The organism is Bacillus sp. WMMC1349 (assembly GCF_013155385.1).
In the GTDB taxonomy this organism is placed as follows: Bacteria; Bacillota; Bacilli; order Bacillales; family Bacillaceae; genus Bacillus.
The window spans coordinates 1,643,210-1,669,119 of sequence record NZ_JABJUQ010000007.1; the positions used below are offsets into that span (position 1 = coordinate 1,643,210).

Genomic DNA, 25,910 nt, shown 5'->3' on the forward strand with positions numbered 1-25,910 from the left:
GAGTATGCAAAAGTGACGAAAATATATGATGCAGCAAACTGGTCAAAGCATGAAGATGATTTTACCCAAATGTTTTATAACCAAAACGTGAAGCAGTTTTGGCTCCCGGAAGAGATCGCGTTGAACGGTGATCTTCTTACGTGGAAGTATTTGGGTTCTAATGAGCAGGACACTTACATGAAAGTACTCGCTGGGTTGACGCTTCTCGATACAGAGCAAGGAAACACCGGTATGCCTCTTGTCGCAGAACATGTTGAAGGCCATCAGCGTAAAGCAGTCCTGAATTTCATGGCGATGATGGAAAATGCTGTTCACGCTAAATCCTATTCAAACATTTTTATGACGCTTGCACCAACAGAGACAATTAATGAAGTGTTTGAATGGGTGAAACAAAATAAATATCTGCAAAAAAAAGCTCGAATCATTGTCGGACTTTATGAAAAAATCCGCCATGGCGACAAAATATCGTTATTTAAAGCGATGGTCGCATCCGTTTACTTGGAAAGCTTTCTATTTTACAGTGGCTTTTACTATCCGCTCTATTTTTATGGACAGGGAAAACTGATGCAAAGCGGTGAAATCATAAATTTGATCCTGCGTGATGAAGCAATCCACGGTGTATATGTCGGATTGCTTGCTCAGGAAATTTACAACATGCAGACTACTGACAAGCAACAAGAATTATATACGTTTGCGATCGATCTCCTCCAAGAGCTTTATGAAAACGAACTTGAGTATACAGAAGATCTGTACGATCAAGTTGGTCTTTCACATGATGTGAAAAAATTCATTCGTTATAATGCAAACAAAGCGCTAATGAACCTTGGATTTGAAGCTTATTTTGAAGAAGAAGAAATCAACCCGATCGTATTGAACGGTTTAAATACAAAGACGAAGTCACACGACTTCTTCTCTATGAAAGGAAACGGTTATAAAAAAGCAACCGTTGAACCTTTAAAAGATGATGATTTTTATTTTGACGAACAATAAAATTTGATGTTTATGGCGGTATTCATATCGCCGGGCAAAAGAGCAGAACCCCTCTGCTCTTTTATTCTGAGGAGGAAACGATGACAATGGGAAAAATGGATGAAATCATTCTCGTGGCACCACGAGCACATGTATTTGCAAATGAAGCCTTGACATTTCAAGGTGTGAATAGCGATCAAGAGACAATCGAAAAGATCATGAAACATATTGAAGACAACTTTAAGGAAATGAGAAGAGGGGATGCTGAGGAAAACCCTTCTTTTAAACAGCCAATTCCATATGTCGTGATTAAAAGAGAAGATGAGATATTCGTTTATGAACGGCTTGAGGGAGGAGGCGAAGCGCGGCTTCACAACAAGCTTTCCCTTGGCTTTGGTGGCCATATGAACTTTGCCGCTGACTTAGCGTTCTCTGATATCTTAAAATTAAACACAGACAGGGAACTTGACGAGGAATTAATGATTGAGGAAGAATCCAAAGTTAAAATGAGCACGCTTGGACTGATTAATGATGATGAAAACAATGTCGGTAAAGTGCATATCGGCATCCTTTCTGCACTTGAATTAAAACCGGGTGCACATGTTGAAGTAAAAGAAAAAGACCAGATTGCCGGCCATTGGATGAGGGCTTCTGATTTGAAAGAGAAAAGTGTATATGACAGACTTGAGTCATGGTCACAGTTTGTCGTTGATATATTAGTTTGAATAAAAATCTAAGAAAATTTGCTTTTTTGGCAGATTTTCTTAGATTTTTTTGTTAAAATTATATTCAAAGGAGAAAAGAGGGATAATAATGACTTTAATTCTAACAGTTCTATTGGTTGTTTTCGGGTTTTTCTTCTTTACGATCTTCCTAAATACTAGATATTTTATGAAAGGGAATAGTTTAGTTTTAAAATTTGGTCTATCTAAAACTGAAATTCCACTTGGTGACATTGTTGAAATTAAAGAATCGGATCAGTATGGAACAGCAGAGCGTGTTGACCATCGGATCGGTATACCGTATGGTCAGCCGGATAGAGTAGTGATAAAAACCAAAACGAACAATTATCTTGTTTTTTTAAACGGTTCACATCTTCTGATGAACAAATTTAAAGCTGCTAAGATGTCTTAAAGGTTTATGAAAAAGGCTGTCTAAAAAGTCCTTTATCAACATGAATCAGAGGGGAATTGCGAGACTTCTGCGGGAACAGCGATCCAGGCCAGGCTCGCGGATCGCCCGTGGAAAGCAAGCAAATTCCCCGATTTTTATTTATACACACTACTTTCAGGACACCCCTTCATTTTATTCCTGATCAATAAAAACATCAAAACCGGCATTCTTTGCTTTCTGAGCAAGTGTTTCAGCATTGTCTTTTTTAGAAAAAGCACCGATCTGTACTTTAAATAAGCGGTCTCTATTCATGACGACCGTTTCAAATCCTTTTGCTTTAGCCTTGTTGGCAAGAGAGTCTGCATTCCGTTTTTCTTTAAAGGCACCGATCTGCACTTTATAGAGTGGGCTCTTTTTGGTTAGTCTAAAAGCATTGGCTAGTCCATTTGCATGGCCTTTGACAATGGAATTAATAAAAGCTGCTGATTTCAATTTATTGGCATCATTATCATTGTCAACAAATCCATTTTCTGTTAATAAAGCCGGCATAATCGTTTCACGCAACACATAAAAATCTGCAGTTTTTTGACCGCGATCTGGGAACTCAACTGCTTTTAAAATTTCTTCATGAATGATATCCTGATAAGTGGTAGTCGGTGAACCGACATCAGGAAAAATATAACTTTCAAATCCACTTCCCCCTCCAGCGTTCACATGAATAGAGAGAAAAAAATCAGCCTTCCAGTTGTTTGCTGTCTCTGTTCTTTGCATGAGACTGACAGTCTCGTCATTTCTTCTACTTAACTGAACCAACACATTTTCATACTCCTTTAATAAAAGACTTTCAAGAGCTAAGGCGATGTCTAGTGCCAAATTTTTTTCCTGTAAACCATTACCGACTGCACCTGGATCAATGCCACCATGGCCCGGATCAATGAAAATTTTCACCATTTCATTCACCTCAACTTATTTTATGAAAAACAGATCATCATGGGTTGTACTTTTGTCATTTCTCTCTAAAATATTACAAAGAACTTGCTTTTTTGTTTAGTCTATAATATAATTTAAATACGCTGCATTGTACGTAATGTTAATTAAGTTTTAACCTTTATGCTGTAACAGGGAGTTTTATATCGAAACTGGAATGCCAAGCCTTCCAAAAAAGGACGGCAAGAAAGTTTCTGCAGACACCCACTTTGAGGAGTGTGGTTTAAAACTTTCTTACTTGCATACGGCAAATGCGGCACATAAGTCATTTTGAAAAATGGCTTTTTTATTTGCGTTTATTTAATTATACATAAAAATATTATGTTAACAAAAAATAGATAGACCATTCCCTCTGATAATTATAAGAGAGAGGTCTATTTTCTTTTATGCGATTAGTCTAATTGATTAGCATGTTTCATATTAAATACAGCTTCTATAATCGAAAGGAAGATTGCAGCAATCAGAAGGGTATTTGAAGGGATAAAAACATCATCGACAAATTGATCTGCAATATGAAATGTGAGCAAATTCATGATCAGATCGATTACAAACTTTAAACAAAAATATAAAGTAACATGTTCTATTGATATGGAGGCGATCGTAATTAAAATCTTGCCCATCACATCAAAAACTCCCCCAATTAAAAAACAAACAAAAATAAAAAGTAAAATTGATGTATATGAGGCAAAAGACACATCAAAAATCCTAAAAAACCCAATGGCACCAAAGAAAACAGCAAACAAAAAGATCGAGACACCGATAAAAAAAATCATGCCGATCGAAATGATGATAGTTAATTTAGATTTTAAGTTTAAATGTTTAAAAGGCACATCATTTTTATTCATGAATCAATTGTACTCCTCTCAAAAACGATTCAATGTCGAGAAAATGTCACAATCCCGATCTGTCAATGCAATGTTTTAATATTTATATATTTTAACAAAAAAACCAATTGAAAAGAATAGGGTTGAGTGTTACGATTTTTAATGAAATGTATGACATAACAGGAAAAACATTCATGATTTCTTGGTTTCTTTCAAAAAATTCACAATAGAGAGAAGGCAGTATAATGAATTTAGAAGAAAAAGCCATTGAAGAATTTAAATCAAAAATGGATGGAAGTGAACAGCTTCAAGAAACAATATTGACTTTTTATGAGTGTGAAGTAGGATTTTCTGGAATGGTTGGGATTGCGAATGGACCCACTCCAATTAAAGGCATTCTCGGATATAGCAATAAACAACTGCTGTTTTACGGAGAAATGTTCAAAAAAGTGCCTATATCATTTCAGATACCATCTGACCAAATCGCTAAAATAAAAGAAAAAAAACAACCATTCACACTATTTAAATCAGTCCCTTCGTTTGTGGTATTCCATCAAAATGACCAAGTGACCTTCACAACACGTGGAGATCAAGAAGAGTTTGCTAAGCTAAAATTGTTCTTTGATCATATGCTTTCCATGTTTGATGTTGTTTCATCTAGTTGACTATAATTTTATTATGTTAAATGAATGGTTTGATAAGGTGAAAAAACAAACCACTGTTTGTTTTTTGGGCACACTTTTTATGAAGCAGTTATAATGACTGCTTTTTTATTTTGGATGCAAGCCTGAAGGACGGTTACAAATTTTAAGCCTTGATAACTGAGTGATGAGCTTTCATTCAAAAGGGGCTTGTCCGGAATGCTCTAGGAGTGGTTTTATTTTTACGGACCTTGCATTTCTGGAGAATGTCAGAACTACTTGTGAAACATGTCATGGTAAACACTTCAAAGAAGTTTTTCAGTATAAGTTAGCTGACAAAACGATTTCAGATGTTTTAGACATGTCAGTCAAACGAGCGAAGAAGTAGCTCACACTTTAAAAACATGATCAGTAGGTGAATGTCAAAAAAACATTTACTTACTTGACGAGCCGATAACAGTACGCATATGGCAGAGTGATGGGGAAGGCAAAATCGAGTAATTGCGGGGTTCCGGATAATAACTCTCACACAGATTGAGTGATGGCAAAAGAAGAAACCATGCATCAGTGTGAAACAGCTGACCTGCACCTGCCAAATATCAATATCAGACTGTAACCGTTGCGATGACTTCGTTCAGAAAAATAGCGGAGAAGGTGGAAGCAATATTTCCTGGGTAAGCGCAAATTACGACGTTGTTCATCGTTCAAATATTTAACATTTGTTATCAATTGTAGAACAAGAGAAATTCTTGTAAAATAACGTTAGACATGATGGAGGGAGAGTCGATATGTATAAGGGATTGTTTTATTTGTTCTTTGTTTTAATACTGTTTGTGATCTTTATTTTGACTAATTTCAAGGAAAGCTTTATTGCTTACTTTTAAAATAGGTTTTTATATTAGTACATGTTCACCCCCTGCTTCATAGTTTAATAGTGTATATAGAAGCTACAGAAAGGGGATTTAACATGCACTGTAAAAATGTGATGCCACCGATTTGTCATCCTACTCAATGCTGTTACAATCATTGCTACGGAGAAACTGTCGTACCACATGTCCATCCACAGCATACAACCAATATTAATCATCAACATTTTCAACACGTTCACTACTTTCCGCAAACCCAATCAACGGTTGGGCAAACGACACATCAGCATTTTGTTAGTCCTGGTCAGGGACCTGGAGTCGGTTTCTAACAGGACGTAAACAGGATGAATCAAGGCATATTCAATTCAAACAAATCTGTAAAAATGGGGCGAATTCAGGGCCCCATTTTTCAAATTAGGTGATGAAAATGAAAGTATTGGCGGTCACTGGCTACAAACCATTTGAAATCGGCATTTTTAAACATGATGATCAAGCTCTGTTTTACATAAAAAAAGCGCTTGAAAACTGCATTCTCACTTTGCTTGATGAAGGACTAGAATGGATTCTCATCTCAGGTCAGTTAGGAACGGAAATGTGGGCAGCTGAAACTGTTTTCTCTCTTCAAGAAGAACATCCAGGGCTAAAAGTGGCGGTGATTACACCTTTTACTGATCAAGAGAAGAACTGGAATGAGGCAAATCAAGAGCGATACCAAGCCGTATTGGCGCAAAGTGATTATACGGAAAGTCTGACACACAGACCATATGAAAGTCCGTTACAGTTTAAGCAAAAAAACCGATTTTTTATTGACAAGTCTGATGCTCTGTTAATCCTTTATGATGAAGAAGTAGAAGGGTCGCCTCTATATATGCTGAATGAAGCAAAAAAAGCTCAGGAAAAACGCGATTATCCTATTTTCGCCATTACAATGGATGATCTTCGAATGATAGTTGAAGATGTCAGTTTTTCCGACGAATCTGAATAAAATGACGAAGAGAAAATTTGACATCAGAAACGATTTCTGAAAAAATATAATATGATGATTCACGATATGAGGTGAAAAAGATGCTTGCTGATAAAGTGAAGCTTTCTGCTAAAGAAATTTTGGAAAAAGAGTTTAAAACAGGAGTTAGAGGCTACAAACAAGAAGATGTTGACAAATTTTTGGATATGGTCATTAAAGATTATGAAGCATTCCATCAAGAAATTGAAGAACTGCAGCAGGAAAACCTGCACTTGAAAAAACAGCTGGAAGAAGCCAGCAAACGACAGCCAGCTCAATCAAATACAACCAATTTTGATATTTTGAAACGGTTATCTAATTTGGAAAAACATGTATTTGGAAGTAAATTATACGATTGAGGAAAAACCATTGTCTTTTAAAGAGTTGTAGGATATAATGATATATGTCTTAACGTTCGGGTAATCGCTGCAGATTGTAAAGATCTGTAGAGGAAAGTCCATGCTCGCACAGGCTGAGATGTCTGTAGTGTTCGTGCCTAGCGAAGTCATAAGCTAGGGCAGTCTTTTTTTAGGCTGACGGCAGGAGAAAAGCCTAAGTCTTTGAGATATGGCTCAGTATCCTTGAAAGTGCCACAGTGACGAAGTCTCATTAGAAATGATGAGAGTGGAACGAGGTAAACCCCTCGAGCGAGAAACCCAAATTTTGGTAGGGGAACCTTCTGGACGGAAATGAACGGAAGGAAGGACAGAGATGACTCTGTAGATAGATGATTACCACCTGAGTACGAGGCTGATTGCCATTTGCAGTACGAAGGAACAAAACATGGCTTACAGAACGTTATAGATCAGTCATTAAGATTACAATCATGAATGGTAAAACATAAAAGCTGATGAACTGTCAAAGACGGTTTATCGGCTTTTTTTGTGGGAAAAACTGCTGAATATAATAACTTTCTCAAGTTCGTCAATCGTACATGTAGCATTGGAGTAGTTTTGCTTATCATACTTGATGAAGTGGCATATTTCCCTTTTCAGCAACAAGGCTCCGAATTATTGTTTTTACATAATTGCGGGCTGTTATGAACATTGCATTAAATGAGGATGCCAGATTGGTCACCAGCTCATTCATAGCGTTTCACAGAGAAGTATACATAAAGCGAACCATTCAGAAGCCCTTTAAGTTTAGGTCAGTAATGCACGATGTAGGCAAAGTTAACATAACTGCAAGCTCAAATATCGTTGTCGTAAAAGGGAAGGTTACTTTTGAATAATTGGAAAAAATGAGTTTTGTTTTACTCTCTGTATCATTTTACAGTCTTACTGTTTATAGGAATGGTTGAGGCTATGCTGGGTGTAGGTGCTTTTTTAGGAGCTGCTATGAGCCTTTTCCTCTTAAGTCATTTCAAATCAGGTCATTTGCTGCTTTTTTCGACAACCTTACTCGGTATATGGATGTTTTTGGTTGTACCTCTACATAGGCTTTCTCGTATATATGTTGTTCCTTCTCTATATATTTGGGTTTCGATGATTGGGTTCAACATTCCGATGAGCAGCTTATTTCTTGGAATTTTACAAATGACTTCTTATACAGTTTTGTTATTAGGATTAATAATTTCGGGAGTACTAGCTACATTTTTTGGTGCAGTAACTGTGACTGCGATATCCGGGTTGTTAATGGCCATTAAAACAAAGGGATTTAAAGAGGTTTTAACGATAGATCAACCGAGTAGCAGAGTGTCTGTTTCAAGATTGGAACAAAAAGATGTTTGATATCATTGCAAATGAAACAAAATATGATATATTTGAGAACATATATTTGTATATAATAGATAAGAGTTGCGGGAATGCTCAGGCAATAAGATTCAAAAAAGGGGTGCCCAGGTTAGAGACTGACTTTTGGGACATCTCTTCATATGAAAGACATACATATAAAAGAAGGTGTTATAAATGAAATATAAAATAATTGCAACTGCACCGATGGGAATTGAAGCGATTGTTGCAAAAGAGGTGCGCGAATTAGGCTACGATTGTATTGTTGATAATGGAAAGATCATTTTTGAAGGTGATGCACTGGCGATTTGCAGAGCAAATCTGTGGTTGAGAACGGCTGACAGAATCAAAATTCAAGTTGCGGAATTTACTGCGAAAACATTTGATGAATTATTTGAACAAACAAAAGCAATTGATTGGCAGTCCTTTATTCCTGAGAATGCGAACTTCCCTGTTATCGGAAAGTCGGTCAAATCTGTACTGGCCAGTGTGCCTGATTGTCAACGTATAGTTAAAAAAGCGATAGCTGAAAAGTTGAAAGCACAATATCAAAAGGGAAGCGAATGGCTTGAAGAAACAGGTCCTGAGTATAAAGTCGAGATCTCTCTTTTAAAGGATAGGGCGATGCTCACACTTGATTCTTCTGGGATAGGACTTCATAAAAGAGGATATCGTGTCGGTCAGGGAGAAGCACCTTTAAAAGAAACGCTTGCTGCTGCCCTTATTCTGTTAACAAACTGGACGCCGGACAAACCGTTTGTTGATCCGTTTTGCGGCTCAGGAACGATTCCAATTGAAGCGGCTTTAATTGGACAAAATATTGCACCGGGGTTTAACCGAGAATTTGTTTCTGAAGAATGGGAATGGATCGGGAAAGAGGTCTGGGATAAAGCGCGGCTGGAAGTTGAAGAAAAAGCCAATTATGATCAACCTTTGTCAATTTACGGATATGATTTGGATCATCGCATGATTGAAATTGCGAAGACGAATACTGAAGAAGCCGGTTTGGCTGATATCATTCAATATAAGCAGATGCAAGTAAAAGACTTCACGACAAAAGAGGAGTATGGCGTGATCATCGGAAATCCGCCGTATGGAGAACGGCTTGGTGAAAAGCAAGCTGTAGAAAATATGTATCGGGATATGGGGAAAACTTTCGCTGGACTTGATACATGGTCAATCTATATTCTCACCTCGAACGAACAGTTTGAAGAGTGTTACGGAAAAAAAGCGACGAAAAAACGGAAGCTCTTTAACGGTTTTATTAAAACAGACTATTATCAATATTGGGGGAAAAGACCGCCAAGAAATAAATAACTCACATGTGAACTGTCGACACTGTCGGCAGTTTTTTCATTTAGGTATCAATTAAACATAATGGGTTAAATTATGTGGGAAAGGAAAGGTGAACATGAAAAAAATATGTTTAACAAGTATATTAGCGTTATTCCTTTTTCCGGTGGTTGCTCATGGAGCCACAACATATACAGTCCAACCGGGGGATAGCTTATGGAAAATAGCCGTCAAATATCAGGTTGGGATTAAGGAACTTATTGGGGCCAACCCGCAAATTCCGCGTCCCGATTTAATCTATCCGAATCAAAAAGTAAATATCCCAACCATTACTGAAAAATCTGTAGAAAAGCAAGTCATTCAACTTGTCAATCAAGAAAGAGCAAAAGCAGGTTTAAAGCCGCTAGCAGAGGATTGGGAGTTATCAAGGGTGGCAAGATACAAAAGTATGGATATGAGAGATAAAAACTATTTCTCACATCAAAGCCCAACATATGGTAGCCCATTTCAAATGATTAAAGCTTTTGGTATTAGTTATAAGACTGCTGGTGAAAATATTGCAAAAGGTCAGTCAACACCACAGGCTGTTATGCAATCTTGGATGAACAGTTCTGGTCACAGAGCAAACATTTTAAGTGCTCAATATACCCATATAGGTGTAGGCTATGCCGCTGGGGGTACAGGGAGACATTATTGGACACAACAATTTATTAGCAAATAAGGGAGGACTCTTCCCTCCCTATTTTAGCTGTTTTCTTAAAACAGTTTTACATAATCCAGGATTCATTTTTCTTTTTAAATGAGTGATGACGTTTTTTGTCATGTCTAGAGCAGTGTTTTTTACATGGGCTATGGTGTCTCTTGCAAGGCCTATGACAGTCTTTCCTACAAGGTTCATGCTCGTAATATTTTCTGCAAGGTTCGTCATAACCTTTCTTGTCATGTTCATGATAATAGACATCTTCTTTATAGTGCTCATTCCCGCAAGGCTCATAAAAATCTTTATTATAATGCTCATGGTAATAGATATCTTCTTCTTTTTCATCATACTCATGATACTTCTCGCAAGGTTCATAATGGTGACAAGGTTTATCATAACCATACTCAGGGCATTTTCCACAATGCTCATCATAATAGTGATGATATCTTCCGCAAGGCTCATAGCTATTTTTCATACAAGGTGTATCATAAAATTTCATATCATGCTCTTTTTGATAGGGATTATAATCATGATATTCATGATAATCCCAGTCATCTTTCTGATATGGCTCGTAATCATACATAAGTCTCCACCTCAGTCTATTAATTTTGAATTCTCTACAAGATATGATAAAAGAATGGAATAGTTTGGGTAGATGATATAGCTATTTAGCACATTGTATTGTGCAAATTTATAGTGTTCCCATTTTTAACATGTTACGATTTCATATGTAAAAAATATGTAAGTGGGGGATTATGAAGTGAAGCGGGATCAGAGTAAATATAAATGGATCGTGTTATTGATCGCAACCTTTGCACAGGGATGCGCTACTTTTGTAACTTATGGAACAGGTCCTTTAGCGACTTTTTATCAACAATCGCTCTATTTATCTCAATTTGAAACAGGAATCATCGTTTCTGTTATTAACATTGGGCCTATTTTCTCAATGATCTGTTTAGGTGACTTGATGGATCGTTATGGAGAGCGCTGGTGTATTGGATTGGGAGCTATTTTGTTAGGATTAAATATTTCCCTTGCTTACTTTGCGCAAAGTTTTTTTAGTTTACTGATTATTTTACTATTTACTGGTGTTTGGTATGGAACAGCTCAACCAGGAGGAAGCAGTGTTATTTTGAAGTGGTTTCCACATAAAAATAGAGGTATGGCGATGGGGATTAGACAAACAGGTATTCCACTAGGTGGAGCAATCGCCTCTATCACACTTCCAACGATATTTTTTCACTATGGGTTAAATGGAGCCATTTTAGGACAAGGATTGGTCGCCATGATCGGAGGTGTCCTCTTTTTAATCTTTTATAGGGATATCAAAGGTCGTGCAAATAGAAGCAAAGATCAGATGACATTGAAAGAAAAGTTGAACCTGATAAAAAACGATACGTTCCTATATCCGATTTTTTTTATTGGGTGTAGCATGATTTCAGTTCAACTGATTATTGTCGCTCATTTCATGAGTTATTTACATCATGGTCTCCATAAATCCCTTTCAGAATCAGGTATATTGTTAAGTGCAGCATTATTTGGGGGAATGTGTGGAAGAATGATACTTTCTTGGGTGAGTGATACGTTGTTTCATGGTAATCGAATCAAACCTTTAAAAATAACGATTTGGTCAACTGCTGTTGTGATGATCAGTCTGGCGATATTACCTTATCAGTCAAACGATCTTCTGCTTTTAAGCTTATCTTTCACGTTTGGTTTTCTCGGTATGGGTTGGTTCAGTTTATTTATTGTTCTCCTATCTGAAAGCGCTAAATCAGAGGCTGTTGCGACAACAGTAAGTGTAGGTTTGACCATCAATCAGCTGTTTATTGTGTTTGCACCTGCAGCATTCGGTTTTGCGGTCGACTGTTTAAAAAGCTATACCGTTCCATTTTTTGTTTTGGCTTGTTTTATTCTGATTGGTCCGTACTGGTTGCAGAAGGCGGAAAAGCAGTTAACTGTTTCAGAAACGAGATATCATGATGGTTAATAGCAGAAAAATAGTTTAAGTCATCAACTTGTATAAAACAAAATAAAGCTGCATATACTCGGGATTATTGAAAATAAATCATGAGGTGAATTTATGAACAGTGAGCATATTCAAATGATTCAAAAAGCGCTAGAGGGATTATCTAGTTTGGATGGTTCGGCTAAAGTGCAGCTTACATATGCAAAAGAAAACCTTGCTCATGCAATCAGCCACCTGCAATCAACTGATCATCCATTTTTACCGTATGCAATTGATTGGAAATAAGCTTCAAGCGCCCCTCTCGTAAAACGGTTTCTTGTTGAATTTCTAAATCGAAAGTGATAGGATAAAAGTTCTGAAATCTTGATAGTTAGGGGTTGGAACAGGTGACAGCATCTCGTCTGCCTTTTTCTTTAACAAAAACAAAAAATTTTTATGAAGAACTGAATAATTGGATTGGTGATGTATTTTACGATATTCTTCCTGAAAAAGGCTTTGATTTGCGGGATGAGCAAATATTTATGGCTTTTCAATTGGAACGGGCATTTAAAGAAAAAAAGGTCATGTTTGCAGAAGCTGGTGTCGGAACCGGAAAAACGCTTGTTTATCTTCTCTATGCTGTCAGTTACGCTAGGTACACAGGGAAACCGGCGATCATTGCTTGTGCGGATGAAACATTGATTGAACAGCTTGTCAAAAAAGAAGGTGATATTTATAAAATGTCCGAGCACCTTGGTTTGAAGATTGATACAAGGCTTAGTAAATCCCATGATCAATATCTTTGTTTGAAAAAACTTGAGAAAACGATGCAAGGTTCAGATGATGAAAAATGGCTTGACCTTTATGAAGCTTTGCCATCATTTGTCCATGAGTCTCAAGGTATGCAATCATTTTATCCATATGGCGGAAGAAAAGAATATTCGTCATTATCAAATGACGAGTGGAATGAGATCGGGTATGATTCGTTTCAAGATTGTCTTACTTGTGATATGAGACATCGCTGTGGACTCACTTTATCAAGGGATTATTACCGTAAATCAACCGATTTTATTATTTGTTCCCATGATTTCTACATGGAGCATGTTTGGACAGAAGAAGCAAGAAAACGAGAAGGTCAACTTCCACTTTTGCCTGAGCATAGTTCGGTTGTGTTTGATGAAGGGCATCTCTTAGAGTTTGCAGCGCAAAAAGCGCTAACATACAGAGTAAAACAAACGACATTAGAAATGTTTCTTGAGCGTCTACTCGGTAATAACAATAGAGAGGAATTTGCCGAACTTGTTGAAAATGCGCTCCTTGTCAATGATCAATTTTTCCAGCTGCTTTCAAGCCATGCTGAGAAAACAAAAGGGTCTGAGCGCTTGCGCATCAAGGACGATCATAGCGTAAAAGAAGCAGCTGACGCTCTATATGATCTGCTAGAAAAAATCGGTGAAGCACTTGTTTTGGAAAGTGAATTATATACGATGGATCAGTACGCTTTAGCCGTTGTCGAAGAATATCTTGAGCAAATGGCATATTCACTTTCTCTCTATCAAAAACAAGCGATTTCTTGGCTTGAACAAAAAGAACAGGAAGCAACTTTTGTCGTTATGCCAAGAACAGTTTCTGAAGTGCTTGGAGAAAAAGTGTTTGCTAAACAAATGCCATATATTTTTTCGTCAGCAACATTGTCGGAAAGCGGTTCTTTTGATTATTTGGCAAAAAGTCTCGGCATTCGCGATTATTTATCCCTTACGGTTGACTCTCCTTATGACTACGAAGAGCAAATGAAAGTATATATCCATCGCCTGACAGAAGCAAATGCAACGGATAAAGGACAACAGACGTTCAAAAGCATGAAAGCCTTGAATGGACGAACACTCATCCTATTCCCATCTTTTGAAGAACTTGATGTCTTTAAACAGCAAGTTGCACACCAGAATCTTCCGTTTCCTGTCTATTTTGAAGGTGATGAAGAAATCAGTACGATCGTAGAAAAATTTCAAAACATTGAAGAATCAGCTCTTTGTGCAGTTCATCTATGGGAAGGGCTTGATATTCCAGGTGAATCTCTGCAAAATGTGGTCATTTGGTCATTGCCTTTTCCGCCGCAAGATCCTGTTTTTGAGGCAAAACGAAGCGGTGTGAAAGATGCCTTTCATGAGGTCGATCTCCCGTATATGCTGTTAAGACTTCGGCAAGGAATTGGTAGACTTATTCGTACCAATGAAGATCGGGGCATGATTCATATCTTTGTTGGGACTGATCAAGAATTAAGTGTCATCGATCAAGTAGAAGCAGTTCTTCCTGTTCAACCTGTTTATTTAGATCATTAATAATGAGGCTAGTGATTTGGATTTTATAACTCCAATTCACTAGCTTTTTTAATCTTGCAGAAAAGTTGACTTTCTTAAATATTTCCATTAGTCTGATTACATTCGCATGTATACAGAAAGATAGGGGGAGCGACATGAGTTTACTTGCTTATGAAAAAGAATTTTTAGAAACCTTGCAGAAAATTAGTAAATATGAACAAGCGTACAAATTAATGTATTGGGATATGAGAACCGGCACACCGAAAAAAGCGAGAGAAGAACGCTTTGAAGCGATTGGACAATTATCGGCTGATATTTATCAAATGAAGACATCCGCACGAATGAATGAACTTTTAACGGTTTTGTTTGAACAAAAAGAGCGTTTACCAGAGGATACATTAAGAGCGCTTGAAGAAGCAAAAAAAGAGTATGAACGTAACAAAACGATTCCTGAACATGAATTTAAAGAATATATGATCCTGAAATCCAAAGCAGAATCGGTTTGGGAAGAGGCAAAAAAAGCATCAGATTTTTCACTGTTTTCCCCTTACTTAAAAAAGCTAATTGAATATAACAAGCGTTTTATTACATATTGGGGTTATGACGGGCATCCTTATAATGCGCTTTTAGATCTATATGAACCAGGTGTAACAGTTGATACATTAGATCAATTATTTGCTGAATTAAGGAAGTCCATCGTTCCGCTCGTCCAAAAAATTGCCGACAGTCCCAATAAACCTGATACAAGTTTTGTGTATAAACATTTTCCGAAAGAACGCCAACGTGAACTGTGTCATTTCTTCTTAGAGAAGCTTGGTTATGACTTTGATGCTGGCCGTCTTGATGAGAGTGTTCATCCTTTCCAAGTCACAATCAACAGTGGGGATGCTAGGGTTACCACTTCGTTTAACGAAGGAGATTTTCGTTCGGCTATTTTTGGAACGATCCATGAGTGTGGACATGCAATTTACGAACAAAACATAGATAAAGCTTTAAGCGGAACAAATTTATTTGACGGTGCTTCAATGGGAATTCATGAATCCCAATCTTTATTTTATGAAAACTTTATTGCCAGACATCTCGGCTTTTGGAAACAATATTTTCATAAAATGAAAGAAGCCTCTCCCCAACAATTTGAACAGGTGACAGCTGACGGATTTTACAGGGCTGTTAATGAGTCTAAACCTTCATTGATTAGAACTGAAGCAGATGAACTGACTTATCCGCTTCATATTATGATTCGCTATGAAATCGAAAAAGCCATTTATAGTGATGAAGTATCAGTGGAAGAATTACCAAGTCTGTGGAATGAAAAATATGAAACATACTTGGGAATTACACCTCCTCATGATGCCCAAGGCATTTTACAAGATGTACACTGGTCAGACGGTAGTTTCGGTTATTTCCCTTCCTATGCACTCGGCTATATGTATGCAGCTCAACTGAGAGCGAAGTTGCTTGAAGAACTTCCTGAATTTGATCAGTTCATTGAAAAAGGCAATTTTCAGCCAATTAGAAAGTGGCTTACAGAACGAGTCCATATTCATGGGAAAAGAAAAAAACCGCTTGACATCATAAAGAATGCTACAGGTGAAGAGTTAAATATCTCTTATTTGATTGATTATTTAGAAGAAAAGTATACAGCATTATATCTATAGTTGAAAAACCCTCCACATATCGGAGGGTTTTTTGTCAGGTGAACTCTTTTTTAAATTTTATCTTTCCATTCCAGCAGAAAGTTGTTATAATTTGATACATTATATCACTCATATAATCGTGTGAATATGGCACACAAGTTTCTACCGGGCACCGTAAATGTTCCGACTATGAGTGGGCTTGATGTAAAAACGTCTGTACGGAAACAGCCGCTTTTTTCTGTTTAGCACTGCCCGCTCGATTCATTTAACGAGCGGGCAGTGCTTTTTTTTGATAAGGGGTATCTCATCACTGGAGGTTATATAATATGGAACTGCTTAAACAAAAAATTATTCAAGAAGGAACCGTTTTGTCTGATGAAGTCTTAAAGGTGGATGCCTTTTTAAATCATCAAATCGATCCAGAATTAATGATGGCGATCGGAAACGAATTCGCTTCTCTTTTTCAGAATGAAGGAATTACAAAGATTGTTACGATAGAATCTTCGGGTATTGCACCTGCTGTGATGACTGGTTTGAAACTTGGTGTACCGGTCATTTTTGCCAGAAAACGTCAATCGCTGACTTTGACAGAGAACTTACTGACTGCATCTGTTTACTCGTTTACAAAGAAAACTGAAAGTACAATCGCTGTATCAGCCACTCACATATCAAAAAATGATAGAGTGCTAGTCATTGACGACTTTTTAGCGAATGGACAAGCGGCTAAAGGGCTTGTTTCTATCATCGAACAAGCCGGTGCAAACGTGAGTGGCATTGGAATTGTTATTGAAAAATCATTCCAAAACGGCAGAAATGAGCTTGACGAACTAGGACACAAAGTTGAGTCCCTTGCCAGAATTCAATCACTTACAGGCGGACAAGTCACCTTTTTAGAGGAGGTTCACTCATGAAACTCTCAGCCGGAAAAACCGTTTCTTTAAGTATCCAGCATGTTCTTGCTATGTATGCGGGAGCCGTTATGGTTCCTCTTATCGTTGGAGATGCTCTTGGATTAACAACTGAGCAACTGACTTATCTTGTATCTGCCGATATTCTAATGTGCGGAATTGCTACACTTCTGCAAGTCTGGAAAAATCGGTTTTTCGGAATCGGTTTACCTGTTGTTTTAGGGTGTACGTTTACAGCTGTATCGCCAATGATTACAATTGCATCAAAATACGGAATTCCGGCGATTTACGGAAGTATCATCGCCGGCGGGCTGATCATTATCTTATTTTCTTTTTTCTTCGGAAAACTTGTTCGTTTTTTTCCGCCTGTTGTCACTGGATCTGTTGTAACAGTGATTGGAATTACACTGATCCCTACAGCAATGAATAATATGGCAGGTGGGCAAGGGAGCCGTGATTTCGGATCACTTTCAAACCTTGCATTAGCGTTTTCTGTTCTTTTAATGATTATTCTTCTAAACCGGTTTACAAAGGGTTTCTTGAAATCAATCTCGATTTTAATCGGGTTATTGGCTGGAACTATTGCGGCAAGCCTAATGGGAAAAGTCGATTTTACTGATGTAGCAAACGCCGGGTGGATGCAGATGATACACCCGTTTTACTTTGGGACTCCAGTGTTTGAAGTCACTCCGATTATTACAATGACGCTTGTTTTGATCGTCAGCTTGGTGGAATCTACAGGTGTGTATTTTGCACTAGGTGATTTAGCTGATCGGTCATTGACAGAGAAAGATTTAGCGAAAGGATATCGGGCAGAAGGCATCGCTGTTTTATTCGGCGGTATTTTCAACGCTTTTCCATATACAGCTTATTCACAAAACGTAGGTCTTGTCCAATTAACGGGAGTCAAGAAAAATAGTGTCATTGCTCTGGCTGGGGTATTTCTCATTATATTAGGATTATTTCCGAAAGCAGCCGCTCTCACAACGGTTATTCCCAAGCCGGTTTTAGGTGGTGCAATGGTGGCGATGTTTGGTATGGTCATTGCCTATGGAATTAAAATGCTCAGTAGGGTAGACTTTGCTGAACAAGAAAATCTGTTAATTGTCGCCTGTTCAGTAGGAATTGGACTTGGTGTAACGGTTGTCCCTCAAATGTTTCAACAGCTTCCAGATGCCGTTAAGTTGTTAACGGAAAATGGGATTGTTGCCGGGAGCTTAACCGCCATTATATTGAATGCCATTTTTCATATTCATCCATTTTCGCGGCCGTCTGAACATCCAGACCGTGTAGCACCTGAAAAGTCAGCAGTTTAAAACCTCACGATTGTGGGGTTTTTTTACTATCTGATTGAAAAGGGATTTAGATTGACAAAATGTGATAGAAAAAGAATTGTGAATATGATATTTAATCGAGTTTAACGTAATCACAAAAGAATTTGAACGAGTAGCACCTGCTAATTAACATTGAAAATGATTATCATTTTATTTATAATAAGAGTGAAAAACATTCTCATTAGGATGGTGAGAAGGATGACTGCGTTTTTTCTGTTTGCAACTGTATGTACATACAGTTTAATGATTGGATTTGTCTTAAAAGGAATATCAAAGCGGTCCGCATAAATGACAAAGAAAGCTGCTCGTTTGGCAGCTTTCTTTTTTAAATGCCCCTGGCTATGCCGGGGGTTGGAGAGAGCTTATAGCGTGGTCATAAAAAACCTCACTTCGTGGTAGGATAAAGTTGGTTTCCTGACCACTTCATCGTGTATCTCAATTCATGGGTTACTTAAAAGGAAAAAAGTAGTCTTATGATATTTGATCGACATGCCAACTTGAAATATCGATATGGGAATCGAAAATGTTGGTGTCGGGGTTTCTATGTAGATACAGTGGGTAGAAATAAGAAACAAATACAAGAATATATAAGAAACCAGCTAAAAGATGACTATATAGCAGATCAGTTCACATTGTTTGAAGAATATGACCCATTTACGGGAGAGAAAAATCGTAAGAAATAAAGAAATTCTTTAGAATGAGTGAGTGAATGTGGTGCAGAAGGGAAACCCTTTCAGCGGGCCTTTTAGGCCGAGGCCAGGAACAGAGGCTTTCAGCCGCAGAGCAAGAAGCTGTCTAAAAAGTCCTTTTTCAACATAAATCAGCGAGCAAATTCCCCAATTTTTATTCATCCACACGACTTTCAGGACAGCCCCTTTGATTTTGTGTCTCTTAAAGCAAATATGATAAATGTTGTGTAAAATAGGGGTATGGGATGAATGACAACAATGTATTAAAAGGGGAAGAAAATAATCATGTATGTAAACAAAGAAGACAGTTTAAAGACTAAAGCAGGTGCTATTTACAAACAGTTGAAAAAAAACGGAGACGAAAAACGGGCCGCTCAGCTTGCAGCGACCATCAGGAAATGGGTTCAGAAAGAAGTGTACATCGCATTGACCGGCCACTATTCAGCGGGAAAATCTTCATTGTTAAATACACTTCTTCAAGAAGACGTTTTACCGACAAGTCCGATTCCAACGAGTGCGAATCTTGTTCTGATCCGCCAAGGAGAACCCAAAACTGTCATCCATACACAAGATGGCAAAACAGCGTTGATTTCTGGTTCATTTGATAAACAAACCGTGCAAGCCTATTGTAAAGACGGCAGTCAAATTGAAATGATTGAAATTGAAGGAGCTTTTCATCGGATTGCTCCGCATAGCGTCTTGATCGATACACCTGGAATTGATTCAACTGATGATGCTCATTTTCTTTCGACAACATCGATTTTATATCAGGCTGATGCCTTGTTTTATGTGATGCACTATAACCATGTTCACTCTGAAGAAAATATCAATTTTTTAAGGTCAATTAAAGGAAAAATCCCGAATATATACTGCATGATCAACCAAGTTGACCGTCATGATGAAAGTGAGACAGATTTTCAAGTCTACAAAAAACAAGTTGTTGACATGCTGCATAAAGAAGGGATCAAGGCCGGTCAGATTTTTTTTACTTCTGCCACAGACATAAATCACCAGCTGAATGATTTAACACAACTTCAAGAAATATTGACTCAGCTCCAAACTCAAACTGAACAACAGCTCTTGACAAATACGGAACAAAAAGTGATTCACATATTGAATGAACATATAGAAATGCTTGTCAGTGATACAGATGATGATCTGCTTGAAAAAATGACGGCTTTAACAAAAAAGTTAGCGTCTTTAGAGGTTCAGTTAAAAGATAAGCAAGCCATTAAGAAAAGCGTAGAATTACATATCAATAAAGAAATAAAATCCATTATCGAAAATGCAAATTTAACACCATTTGAGATGAGAGAACATGCCAAAGCTTATTTAGAGGCGAATGAAAAAGGCTTTAAAAAGGGCTTTCTCTTTTCTAAAACAAAAACAAGTGAGGAAAAACAAAAACGGCAAGATACCCTTCTTCAAGATGTCCAGAAAAGAGTTCAGGCTGAGATCGACTGGCATATCATTGAGACATTTAAATCATTTGCACAACAGTATGAAATGAAAAATGGCGATTTTTTGACGAATCTGCTGAATTTTAGTACAAAAATGACTGAAGCCGATTTAGTGAGGCCGCTAAAGAAAGGGGCAACATTTTCTCCAGAGTATGTCTTACATTATACAAAAGAATTGGCAGACAACATAAGAAGAACAGTGAAAATCAATGCTCAAGCTTTTATCGAACGATTTTGTCATCTGTTGAATGAGAATGAAGTACAAAAAACGGCTATTCTCAAAAAAGAATATGAAGAAAAAAAAGAAGAGCTAATCGTTTTCAAAGAGCAGCTACAGTTGCATGAAAAGGCAGCTCATCTGAAAGAGATTTGGAAAGCCGGTGTAAGCGGAGAGGACGTTGCTGCCGACTGGTTTATTCTCAAAAAAGACAGATTACAAGAACCGCTTGAAGTAAAGCGAACTGATTCTACTGCGTTCTATCAGGAACCAATCCATACAGAAAAACAACCTATCGAGTTAAAGAGTATGTCCGAATATATTAGCTTGTTTATTGAATTTACACAGCAATTACAAGGCATTCCGATTTTAAAAAAACAAAGAGAGGAGTTTCTTGAAAAAATCGAACGATTTCAAGCAAGGAAGTTTACATTGGCTGTTTTTGGAGCCTTTAGTTCGGGCAAATCTTCGTTTGTCAATGCACTTTGCGGAAAAAAAGTGCTCCCGTCTTCACCAACACCGACGACTGCAACAATTAATAAAGTCACCAAACCATCAGCTATGAAAAGGGATGGTACAGCTGATGTTGTCTTTAAAACAGAAGCCGAGTTGATGACAGAATTGAATCAGCTTTTAGATGGAAAAATGGTTAAAGCAAAAGGGCGAACGTTTTCTGAACAGCTTCAACACCTTTTAAGAAAAGGTGGGCTTGATCGAGAACAGTATCTATTTACAGAACATATGTTTAAGGCATACGGTCGTTTTCAAGACGATATCATCAATCAGAATACACTGACGATACCATTCGATCAACTCCAACAATACGTTGCTGATGAAGAAACAGCTTGTGCCATTCGTGAAGTCATTGTTTATTTACAAACACCAATTACAAACAAAGGGATTACAGTTGTTGATACACCAGGTGCAGGAAGTATGAATAAGCGCCATTCGGAAATGGCTTTTCAATATATGAACGAAGCTGATGCACTTCTTTATTTAACATATTACCAGCACGCTTTTTCAAAAGCGGATCGCTCCTTTTTACATAAACTAGGCTTAATCAAAGACGCTTTCAGCATGGATAAAATGTTTTTTGTTTTAAATGCGACAGACTTGGCAAAAAGTTCTAATGAATTAGCAACAGTTGAAGAATATGTAAAGGGCGAACTTTTAAAACAGGGCATTCAACATCCGCAAATATACCATGTCTCAAGCAAACATGAGCTAGCCGGAACAACTGTGCCTTGTAACGATTTCAACCGATTGCGTCATGACCTGGCATGTTTTATTGAAAAAGGGTTAACAAAAGCCGCTCTCGATCAGCTTATTTATGAAGGAGAAAAGCTATGTGAAACGATTTTTCATTTGCATCGCTCTTTACATCGGTCTGCTCAGGAGGCAGACGAAGAAAAAAAGCAAATTGAAAAAGCTTATGAAGCTGCCCGGTCAGCTATACTAGCAGCCAAATTAGACGATTTTGTTTTTTTAATGACGGAAAAAGATATAAAAGAACAATGTTATTATATTCAGCAACGCCTTTTCTTTTATGCTCATGACTTGTTTAAAGCTGAGATCCACCCGGGACTGCAAAATGGTCATTGGCAGGCTAATCTACAACATACTGTGAAAAACTGTTTGAAAGAATACGAATTCGAATTCATTCAGGAATTAAAAGCTCTTGATATCCGAGTTGCACATATGATGATCAAGTATGCTGATGAACAATGGATCAGTGTCACAGAACAACAAAACGATAATCGTTATTTTTCGTTCCATCTTACAATTGAATTACAAGATAAAGAAGATGGGGAGCAAGCAGAAGTTTCGATCGGAATGGAGACATTTGCAGACGAACTGAAAAAATACCGAACAGGAAAAGCATTTTTTCAACAAAACGGAAAAGCTGTGTTGATTGATGCACTTACAGCAAGACTTAAAAAAATGACTGACGATTGGTTCAAATCTGAAAGACAGGTGCTGTTAGATCGCTGCAAACAAAGAGCTGAGAACTTACAACAGATGGTCACTCAAACAGCGATGGCACAAATTACGCAGCAAAAGGAAAGGTATTTTCTTGAGCCATTAAACAGTGATGAAGGAGAAAAAATTGAAAAAGCATTCATAGCAGCAAAAGAATATCAAGAACAACTAATAAAGGTATGATAGACTAAATAAAAAAAGAAGGGGTTTAAGAAGCGAAGATGACAAACGTTCATGAAGCGATTACTGCACATTCGAAAAAACAGCACCGACATATTCAAGAGTTTCTCAAGTTGGAAGAGGCAAGAGAAGCTGCAATTGCACAAGTTATAGCAAAGTGTAAAAGAAATGAATTATTTACAACAGACCGAATCAATCACATTACACAGAAGATGAATGAGCTAGCAGCAAAAGGAATTGTTCCAAAGCGGCGGCTTGTGACCAAAGAAATGGTGATCGAATATGTCAACCGAGTCTAGCTGGTTGATCCTTCCTTGAGTCATTTCGGGATTTAATGTGAAAAATATACCTGATCCCCCATAGGAGGTGAAGGATAATGGGAAGAACGAAACTTGGTAATGCAAATGCTCAGCGAAATAATAATGCTAAAAAGAAGAATGGTTTTAACACTGAATTTTCCACTGAATCCTATGCACAAATGGAAGCAGCGAAAATGATCTCAAATAAGAAAAAACAGAAATAAAAAACAGCTTGTTGACAAAGTCATAAACCCGGCTTTGGTCGACAAGCTGTTTGCTTTTATTCATTTGTGTAATAACGTTATCGATTTTCAAGGTCTGCGCTTAAGGCTGAATTAAATATGTGATCCTGATTTTAGAAGCAGATCAGACCGTTTTTGAAGGATCAGTACGCCAACGAGCTCAGAGGAGGCTCGCGGATCGCTTGCGGAAAGCAAATTGTCCGATTTTTATTCATCGACACCGCTTTTAAGCCCCCGATTCGTTAGAAGCTGTTCTTGGAGAGCATGCGGGGAAAGCAGGTGTCTGTTCCGCTATTTTCATCATTTTTTACCTGTGATACAATAGGTGCATTGTATGGATGAGATGAAAGGAAGTTTCTAAGATGAAAAAGAATTTGCTACTAGTTGATGGGATGGCTCTATTGTTCCGCTCATTTTATGCGACAGCAGTGCACCGCAATTTCATGATTAATGATCAAGGGGTTCCCACAAATGGGGTTCACGGTTTTATGAAGCATTTGCTGACTGCCATCAATGTTTTTGAACCGAGTCATATTGTCTGTTGTTGGGATATGGGTAAAAAGACCTATCGTAATGATTTATATCAGGATTATAAAGCAAACCGTGGCGAACCGCCACTTGAATTAATTCCGCAATTTGACCTTGCGAAAAAAGCTGCATCAGAGTTAGGTATTACTAATATCGGGATGGCTGGATTTGAAGCGGATGACTGTATCGGTACGCTTGCATCATTATATAAAGATGAAGCAAACATTACAGTCGTTACCGGTGATAAAGATTTACTTCAACTTTTGACTAACGCTGTTCAAGTTGCACTGATGCAAAAAGGGATCGGCAATTATAAGCTGTATACAAAGGAACTATTTACAGAAGAAACAGGAATCTTGCCAGCAGCCTTAATTGATGTGAAAGCATTAATGGGGGACACAAGCGATAATTATCCAGGTGTTAAAGGAATTGGTGAAAAAACAGCATACAAACTGATCAAAGAGTATTTAACAATTGAACAACTGCTTGAAAATATTGATCAGTTAACAAAAGCTCAACAAAAGAAAATCACCGAAAACCTTGAAGACTTAAAACTATCTAGAATCCTCGCTGAAATCAAATGTGATGTTCCAGTATCTTTCTCATTGGAAGAGGCGCTTTTTGAATTATCACATGACAGGGCTGGAAAAATGTTAAAACTGCATCAGATCAGAGGAATTGAACCGCTGCTATTGCAAATGAAAAGAAGAGAGATCGGCTAATATCGATCTCTCTAACGTTTTGTATTGCTTTTTTTGCTCGGTTTTCAAGCTCAGTTTTCGGATCTTTATGTTCGTTCATGTATATTTCTCCCTGTGGTGTCACACTGCCGGTCAGACGACCTTTGCCAGTAGGTTGTTGTTTTTCCACATGTATCACCTCATACTTTATCATGAACCAATCAGGGTAACTTTACTCTGGATGATTTAGTAAAATTGCTTTTTTAGCCAACTTGTCGGCTACTTGGTTTTCTTTTGAGGGAATCCATTTAATAAAAAATAATTCAAAAGCTTTCTTTAAGCTGATAATCTCTTCTAGATATGGCTTAAATGTTTGATTTTTGACAAATTCTAAATCTGTTGCGCGTTCAACGATTTCGGAATCGGTACGAAATGAAACAATGGGATAATCCCTTTCAATGCAAAGCTTCATACCCTGAATCAGTGCAGAGAATTCGGCTTCATGGTTACTTAAACGGCCAGCAGGAATGGAAAAAGACTCTGATTTTTGTCCATTTTTAATGAAAATACCAAGTCCGCTCAGCCCGGGATCACCAGAGCTCGCTCCGTCAATATAGACTTCAAGCGGCATCCTTTTCACTCCTTTCATCCAGTGGTTTCATTCTTTTAGCCAAATATGCATATGGAGTTGCAAAAAGGGCCACAACAAATTTAAATACATATGTTGTAATAAAAATCTCGATCCATATAGCAAAAGGGTATGTTCCTAAAAATGCAACACTTGTAAAAATCAGCGTATCGAAAATCTGACTGACAGCTGTACTCCCATTATTACGTAACCAAAGTGCACGATCTGAAGGAAATAATCGTCTAATCCAAGAATATACATAAACATCAACTGTTTGGCTGATGATATAGGCAAGCAGGCTACCAAGGACAATGCGCGGCATAAAACCAAAAATCGTTTCCAAAGCCGGTTGTGCAATATCTGACGGATGAGGTTTAAAAAGAAGGGCACCCTGCATAACGGCAGTCAAACTAATGAGAATGAAAAAACCGAGTGAGACAGCCTTTTTTGCTTCTTTTTTTCCATATCTTTCATTAATGACATCTGTTGCAAAAAAAACGCTGCCGTACATAATGTTACCAAGCGTTGATGTTAAGCCGAAAAGCTCGACTGTTTTACCGACCTCAAGGTTAGCTGCAACAGTTGCAAACCCAATCCAGACGAATAAGCCGGTTTTGCCAAACTGCTTGAAAAAGAAAAGAACAATGATAAAAACGATAATCGCTAAACTAATCCACAGTATTTCATTAAACAAAAAAGCTACTTCCTTTCTAAAATAAACTGGGTCAAGACCGAT

26 protein-coding genes, 2 other RNA genes, 2 pseudogenes and 1 riboswitch are annotated in these 25,910 nt (G+C 37.6%); of the genes and pseudogenes, 24 read left to right on the plus strand and 6 right to left on the minus strand.

The window, feature by feature from the left end:
* The first annotated feature begins 12 nt into the window (after window positions 1-12).
* From nrdF to HOO54_RS10710, 3 genes are all read left to right on the plus strand, one after another.
* Window positions 13-990, plus strand: coding sequence for a class 1b ribonucleoside-diphosphate reductase subunit beta (nrdF, locus tag HOO54_RS10700; RefSeq protein ID WP_172295055.1), 978 nt, complete (start codon window positions 13-15; stop codon window positions 988-990).
* A gap of 86 nt (window positions 991-1,076) precedes the next feature.
* Entirely contained in the window at window positions 1,077-1,694 is a 618-nt protein-coding gene (locus HOO54_RS10705) for a hypothetical protein (protein ID WP_172299485.1), read from the plus strand.
* Between the two features lie 88 nt (window positions 1,695-1,782).
* The gene (locus HOO54_RS10710) at window positions 1,783-2,103 is read left to right on the plus strand and encodes a SunI/YnzG family protein (RefSeq protein ID WP_172295057.1); all 321 of its coding nucleotides are present in this window, start codon (window positions 1,783-1,785) and stop codon (window positions 2,101-2,103) included.
* 171 nt (window positions 2,104-2,274) lie between these two features.
* Here the strand turns inward: HOO54_RS10710 and HOO54_RS10715 are convergent, their stop codons facing one another.
* A complete protein-coding gene (locus HOO54_RS10715; protein ID WP_172295059.1) occupies window positions 2,275-3,033 on the minus strand; it encodes an N-acetylmuramoyl-L-alanine amidase in 759 nt (252 codons plus the stop codon).
* A 116-nt stretch (window positions 3,034-3,149) separates the two neighbouring features.
* Between HOO54_RS10715 and ssrS the strand changes: the two genes are divergently transcribed.
* A non-coding RNA gene (ssrS, locus tag HOO54_RS10720) (6S RNA) lies at window positions 3,150-3,333 on the plus strand.
* Window positions 3,334-3,461: 128 nt separating this feature from the next.
* Here the strand turns inward: ssrS and HOO54_RS10725 are convergent.
* Window positions 3,462-3,914, minus strand: a complete 453-nt coding sequence (locus tag HOO54_RS10725) for a YrvL family regulatory protein (protein WP_172295061.1) — start codon at window positions 3,912-3,914, stop codon at window positions 3,462-3,464.
* Between the two features lie 224 nt (window positions 3,915-4,138).
* On the opposite strand from HOO54_RS10725, the gene HOO54_RS10730 reads away from it, so the two are divergent.
* From HOO54_RS10730 to safA, 8 genes are all read left to right on the plus strand, one after another.
* Complete coding sequence (locus HOO54_RS10730; protein ID WP_172295063.1) at window positions 4,139-4,558, plus strand: hypothetical protein; 420 nt, start codon at window positions 4,139-4,141, stop codon at window positions 4,556-4,558.
* 943 nt (window positions 4,559-5,501) lie between these two features.
* The gene (locus HOO54_RS10735; protein ID WP_172295065.1) at window positions 5,502-5,729 is read left to right on the plus strand and encodes a CotD family spore coat protein; all 228 of its coding nucleotides are present in this window, start codon (window positions 5,502-5,504) and stop codon (window positions 5,727-5,729) included.
* 98 nt (window positions 5,730-5,827) lie between these two features.
* On the plus strand, window positions 5,828-6,385 hold the full coding sequence (locus HOO54_RS10740; RefSeq protein ID WP_172295067.1) for an SLOG family protein: 558 nt from the start codon (window positions 5,828-5,830) through the stop codon (window positions 6,383-6,385).
* Window positions 6,386-6,465: 80 nt separating this feature from the next.
* Window positions 6,466-6,762, plus strand: coding sequence for a cell division regulator GpsB (gpsB, locus tag HOO54_RS10745; protein ID WP_076763994.1), 297 nt, complete (start codon window positions 6,466-6,468; stop codon window positions 6,760-6,762).
* Between the two features lie 52 nt (window positions 6,763-6,814).
* Window positions 6,815-7,199: RNase P RNA component class B (gene rnpB / locus HOO54_RS10750), an RNA gene on the plus strand.
* A 508-nt stretch (window positions 7,200-7,707) separates the two neighbouring features.
* Window positions 7,708-8,133 carry an MFS transporter gene (locus tag HOO54_RS10755; protein WP_172295069.1) on the plus strand — a complete coding sequence of 142 codons (426 nt, stop codon included), beginning with the start codon at window positions 7,708-7,710 and terminating at the stop codon, window positions 8,131-8,133.
* 177 nt (window positions 8,134-8,310) lie between these two features.
* Window positions 8,311-9,450, plus strand: coding sequence for a THUMP domain-containing class I SAM-dependent RNA methyltransferase (locus tag HOO54_RS10760; protein WP_172295071.1), 1,140 nt, complete (start codon window positions 8,311-8,313; stop codon window positions 9,448-9,450).
* A 94-nt stretch (window positions 9,451-9,544) separates the two neighbouring features.
* Window positions 9,545-10,147, plus strand: a complete 603-nt coding sequence (gene safA, locus HOO54_RS10765) for a SafA/ExsA family spore coat assembly protein (RefSeq protein WP_172295073.1) — start codon at window positions 9,545-9,547, stop codon at window positions 10,145-10,147.
* Window positions 10,148-10,193: 46 nt separating this feature from the next.
* Here safA and HOO54_RS10770 read toward each other — a convergent pair whose 3' ends face one another.
* Window positions 10,194-10,709: a hypothetical protein gene (locus HOO54_RS10770; RefSeq protein ID WP_172295077.1), complete on the minus strand. Its 516-nt coding sequence runs from the start codon at window positions 10,707-10,709 to the stop codon at window positions 10,194-10,196.
* A 177-nt stretch (window positions 10,710-10,886) separates the two neighbouring features.
* Between HOO54_RS10770 and HOO54_RS10775 the strand changes: the two genes are divergently transcribed.
* The 12 genes and pseudogenes from HOO54_RS10775 to HOO54_RS10830 all read left to right on the plus strand — a co-directional run bounded on the left by HOO54_RS10775 (window position 10,887) and on the right by HOO54_RS10830 (window position 24,588).
* Complete coding sequence (locus tag HOO54_RS10775; RefSeq protein ID WP_172295080.1) at window positions 10,887-12,116, plus strand: MFS transporter; 1,230 nt, start codon at window positions 10,887-10,889, stop codon at window positions 12,114-12,116.
* A 93-nt stretch (window positions 12,117-12,209) separates the two neighbouring features.
* A complete protein-coding gene (locus HOO54_RS10780; RefSeq protein WP_172295084.1) occupies window positions 12,210-12,380 on the plus strand; it encodes a hypothetical protein in 171 nt (56 codons plus the stop codon).
* Between the two features lie 101 nt (window positions 12,381-12,481).
* Window positions 12,482-14,413: an ATP-dependent DNA helicase gene (locus HOO54_RS10785; protein WP_172295087.1), complete on the plus strand. Its 1,932-nt coding sequence runs from the start codon at window positions 12,482-12,484 to the stop codon at window positions 14,411-14,413.
* Between the two features lie 134 nt (window positions 14,414-14,547).
* Window positions 14,548-16,050, plus strand: coding sequence for a carboxypeptidase M32 (locus HOO54_RS10790; RefSeq protein WP_172295090.1), 1,503 nt, complete (start codon window positions 14,548-14,550; stop codon window positions 16,048-16,050).
* 88 nt (window positions 16,051-16,138) lie between these two features.
* A riboswitch (purine riboswitch) is annotated at window positions 16,139-16,239 on the plus strand.
* Window positions 16,240-16,355: 116 nt separating this feature from the next.
* The gene (locus HOO54_RS10795; protein ID WP_172295093.1) at window positions 16,356-16,940 is read left to right on the plus strand and encodes a xanthine phosphoribosyltransferase; all 585 of its coding nucleotides are present in this window, start codon (window positions 16,356-16,358) and stop codon (window positions 16,938-16,940) included.
* Window positions 16,937-18,253: a nucleobase:cation symporter-2 family protein gene (locus HOO54_RS10800; protein WP_172295096.1), complete on the plus strand. Its 1,317-nt coding sequence runs from the start codon at window positions 16,937-16,939 to the stop codon at window positions 18,251-18,253. Before HOO54_RS10795 ends, HOO54_RS10800 begins: the two co-directional genes overlap by 4 nt.
* A gap of 216 nt (window positions 18,254-18,469) precedes the next feature.
* Entirely contained in the window at window positions 18,470-18,559 is a 90-nt protein-coding gene (gene fbpC, locus HOO54_RS10805; protein WP_172295099.1) for a Fur-regulated basic protein FbpC, read from the plus strand.
* Window positions 18,560-18,689: 130 nt separating this feature from the next.
* A pseudogene (locus tag HOO54_RS10810) lies at window positions 18,690-18,954 on the plus strand (transposase); the annotation flags it as partial.
* A 291-nt stretch (window positions 18,955-19,245) separates the two neighbouring features.
* Complete coding sequence (gene dynA, locus HOO54_RS10815; RefSeq protein WP_216664756.1) at window positions 19,246-22,800, plus strand: dynamin GTPase; 3,555 nt, start codon at window positions 19,246-19,248, stop codon at window positions 22,798-22,800.
* Between the two features lie 38 nt (window positions 22,801-22,838).
* Entirely contained in the window at window positions 22,839-23,096 is a 258-nt protein-coding gene (locus HOO54_RS10820; protein WP_172295102.1) for a DUF2533 family protein, read from the plus strand.
* A gap of 77 nt (window positions 23,097-23,173) precedes the next feature.
* Window positions 23,174-23,320 (plus strand): hypothetical protein, encoded by a 147-nt coding sequence (locus tag HOO54_RS10825; protein WP_172295105.1) that lies wholly within the window; start codon window positions 23,174-23,176, stop codon window positions 23,318-23,320.
* A gap of 380 nt (window positions 23,321-23,700) precedes the next feature.
* Window positions 23,701-24,588: a 5'-3' exonuclease gene (locus HOO54_RS10830; RefSeq protein WP_172295107.1), complete on the plus strand. Its 888-nt coding sequence runs from the start codon at window positions 23,701-23,703 to the stop codon at window positions 24,586-24,588.
* An 11-nt stretch (window positions 24,589-24,599) separates the two neighbouring features.
* Here the strand turns inward: HOO54_RS10830 and sspL are convergent.
* The 3 genes and pseudogenes from sspL to HOO54_RS10845 form a co-directional block, all read right to left on the minus strand.
* Window positions 24,600-24,736: pseudogene (gene sspL, locus HOO54_RS10835) on the minus strand (small, acid-soluble spore protein L).
* Between the two features lie 42 nt (window positions 24,737-24,778).
* Window positions 24,779-25,177, minus strand: a complete 399-nt coding sequence (locus tag HOO54_RS10840; RefSeq protein ID WP_172295111.1) for a reverse transcriptase-like protein — start codon at window positions 25,175-25,177, stop codon at window positions 24,779-24,781.
* Window positions 25,167-25,868, minus strand: a complete 702-nt coding sequence (locus tag HOO54_RS10845; protein ID WP_172295113.1) for a queuosine precursor transporter — start codon at window positions 25,866-25,868, stop codon at window positions 25,167-25,169. The genes HOO54_RS10840 and HOO54_RS10845 overlap by 11 nt, the downstream gene beginning before the upstream one ends.
* Window positions 25,869-25,910 lie beyond the last annotated feature (42 nt).

Bases quoted from the DNA above. Each gene is read 5' to 3' on its own strand.
- HOO54_RS10705 (WP_172299485.1), top strand. From the start codon at position 1,077: ATGGGAAAAATGGATGAAATCATTCTCGTGGCACCACGAGCACATGTA.
- HOO54_RS10710 (WP_172295057.1), top strand. From the start codon at position 1,783: ATGACTTTAATTCTAACAGTTCTATTGGTTGTTTTCGGGTTTTTCTTC.
- HOO54_RS10715 (WP_172295059.1), bottom strand. From the start codon at position 3,033: ATGGTGAAAATTTTCATTGATCCGGGCCATGGTGGCATTGATCCAGGT.
- HOO54_RS10725 (WP_172295061.1), bottom strand. From the start codon at position 3,914: ATGAATAAAAATGATGTGCCTTTTAAACATTTAAACTTAAAATCTAAA.
- HOO54_RS10730 (WP_172295063.1), top strand. From the start codon at position 4,139: ATGAATTTAGAAGAAAAAGCCATTGAAGAATTTAAATCAAAAATGGAT.
- HOO54_RS10735 (WP_172295065.1), top strand. From the start codon at position 5,502: ATGCACTGTAAAAATGTGATGCCACCGATTTGTCATCCTACTCAATGC.
- HOO54_RS10740 (WP_172295067.1), top strand. From the start codon at position 5,828: ATGAAAGTATTGGCGGTCACTGGCTACAAACCATTTGAAATCGGCATT.
- gpsB (WP_076763994.1), top strand. From the start codon at position 6,466: ATGCTTGCTGATAAAGTGAAGCTTTCTGCTAAAGAAATTTTGGAAAAA.
- HOO54_RS10755 (WP_172295069.1), top strand. From the start codon at position 7,708: ATGCTGGGTGTAGGTGCTTTTTTAGGAGCTGCTATGAGCCTTTTCCTC.
- HOO54_RS10760 (WP_172295071.1), top strand. From the start codon at position 8,311: ATGAAATATAAAATAATTGCAACTGCACCGATGGGAATTGAAGCGATT.
- safA (WP_172295073.1), top strand. From the start codon at position 9,545: ATGAAAAAAATATGTTTAACAAGTATATTAGCGTTATTCCTTTTTCCG.
- HOO54_RS10770 (WP_172295077.1), bottom strand. From the start codon at position 10,709: ATGTATGATTACGAGCCATATCAGAAAGATGACTGGGATTATCATGAA.
- HOO54_RS10780 (WP_172295084.1), top strand. From the start codon at position 12,210: ATGAACAGTGAGCATATTCAAATGATTCAAAAAGCGCTAGAGGGATTA.
- HOO54_RS10790 (WP_172295090.1), top strand. From the start codon at position 14,548: ATGAGTTTACTTGCTTATGAAAAAGAATTTTTAGAAACCTTGCAGAAA.
- HOO54_RS10795 (WP_172295093.1), top strand. From the start codon at position 16,356: ATGGAACTGCTTAAACAAAAAATTATTCAAGAAGGAACCGTTTTGTCT.
- HOO54_RS10800 (WP_172295096.1), top strand. From the start codon at position 16,937: ATGAAACTCTCAGCCGGAAAAACCGTTTCTTTAAGTATCCAGCATGTT.
- fbpC (WP_172295099.1), top strand. From the start codon at position 18,470: ATGACTGCGTTTTTTCTGTTTGCAACTGTATGTACATACAGTTTAATG.
- dynA (WP_216664756.1), top strand. From the start codon at position 19,246: ATGTATGTAAACAAAGAAGACAGTTTAAAGACTAAAGCAGGTGCTATT.
- HOO54_RS10820 (WP_172295102.1), top strand. From the start codon at position 22,839: ATGACAAACGTTCATGAAGCGATTACTGCACATTCGAAAAAACAGCAC.
- HOO54_RS10825 (WP_172295105.1), top strand. From the start codon at position 23,174: ATGGGAAGAACGAAACTTGGTAATGCAAATGCTCAGCGAAATAATAAT.
- HOO54_RS10830 (WP_172295107.1), top strand. From the start codon at position 23,701: ATGAAAAAGAATTTGCTACTAGTTGATGGGATGGCTCTATTGTTCCGC.
- HOO54_RS10840 (WP_172295111.1), bottom strand. From the start codon at position 25,177: ATGCCGCTTGAAGTCTATATTGACGGAGCGAGCTCTGGTGATCCCGGG.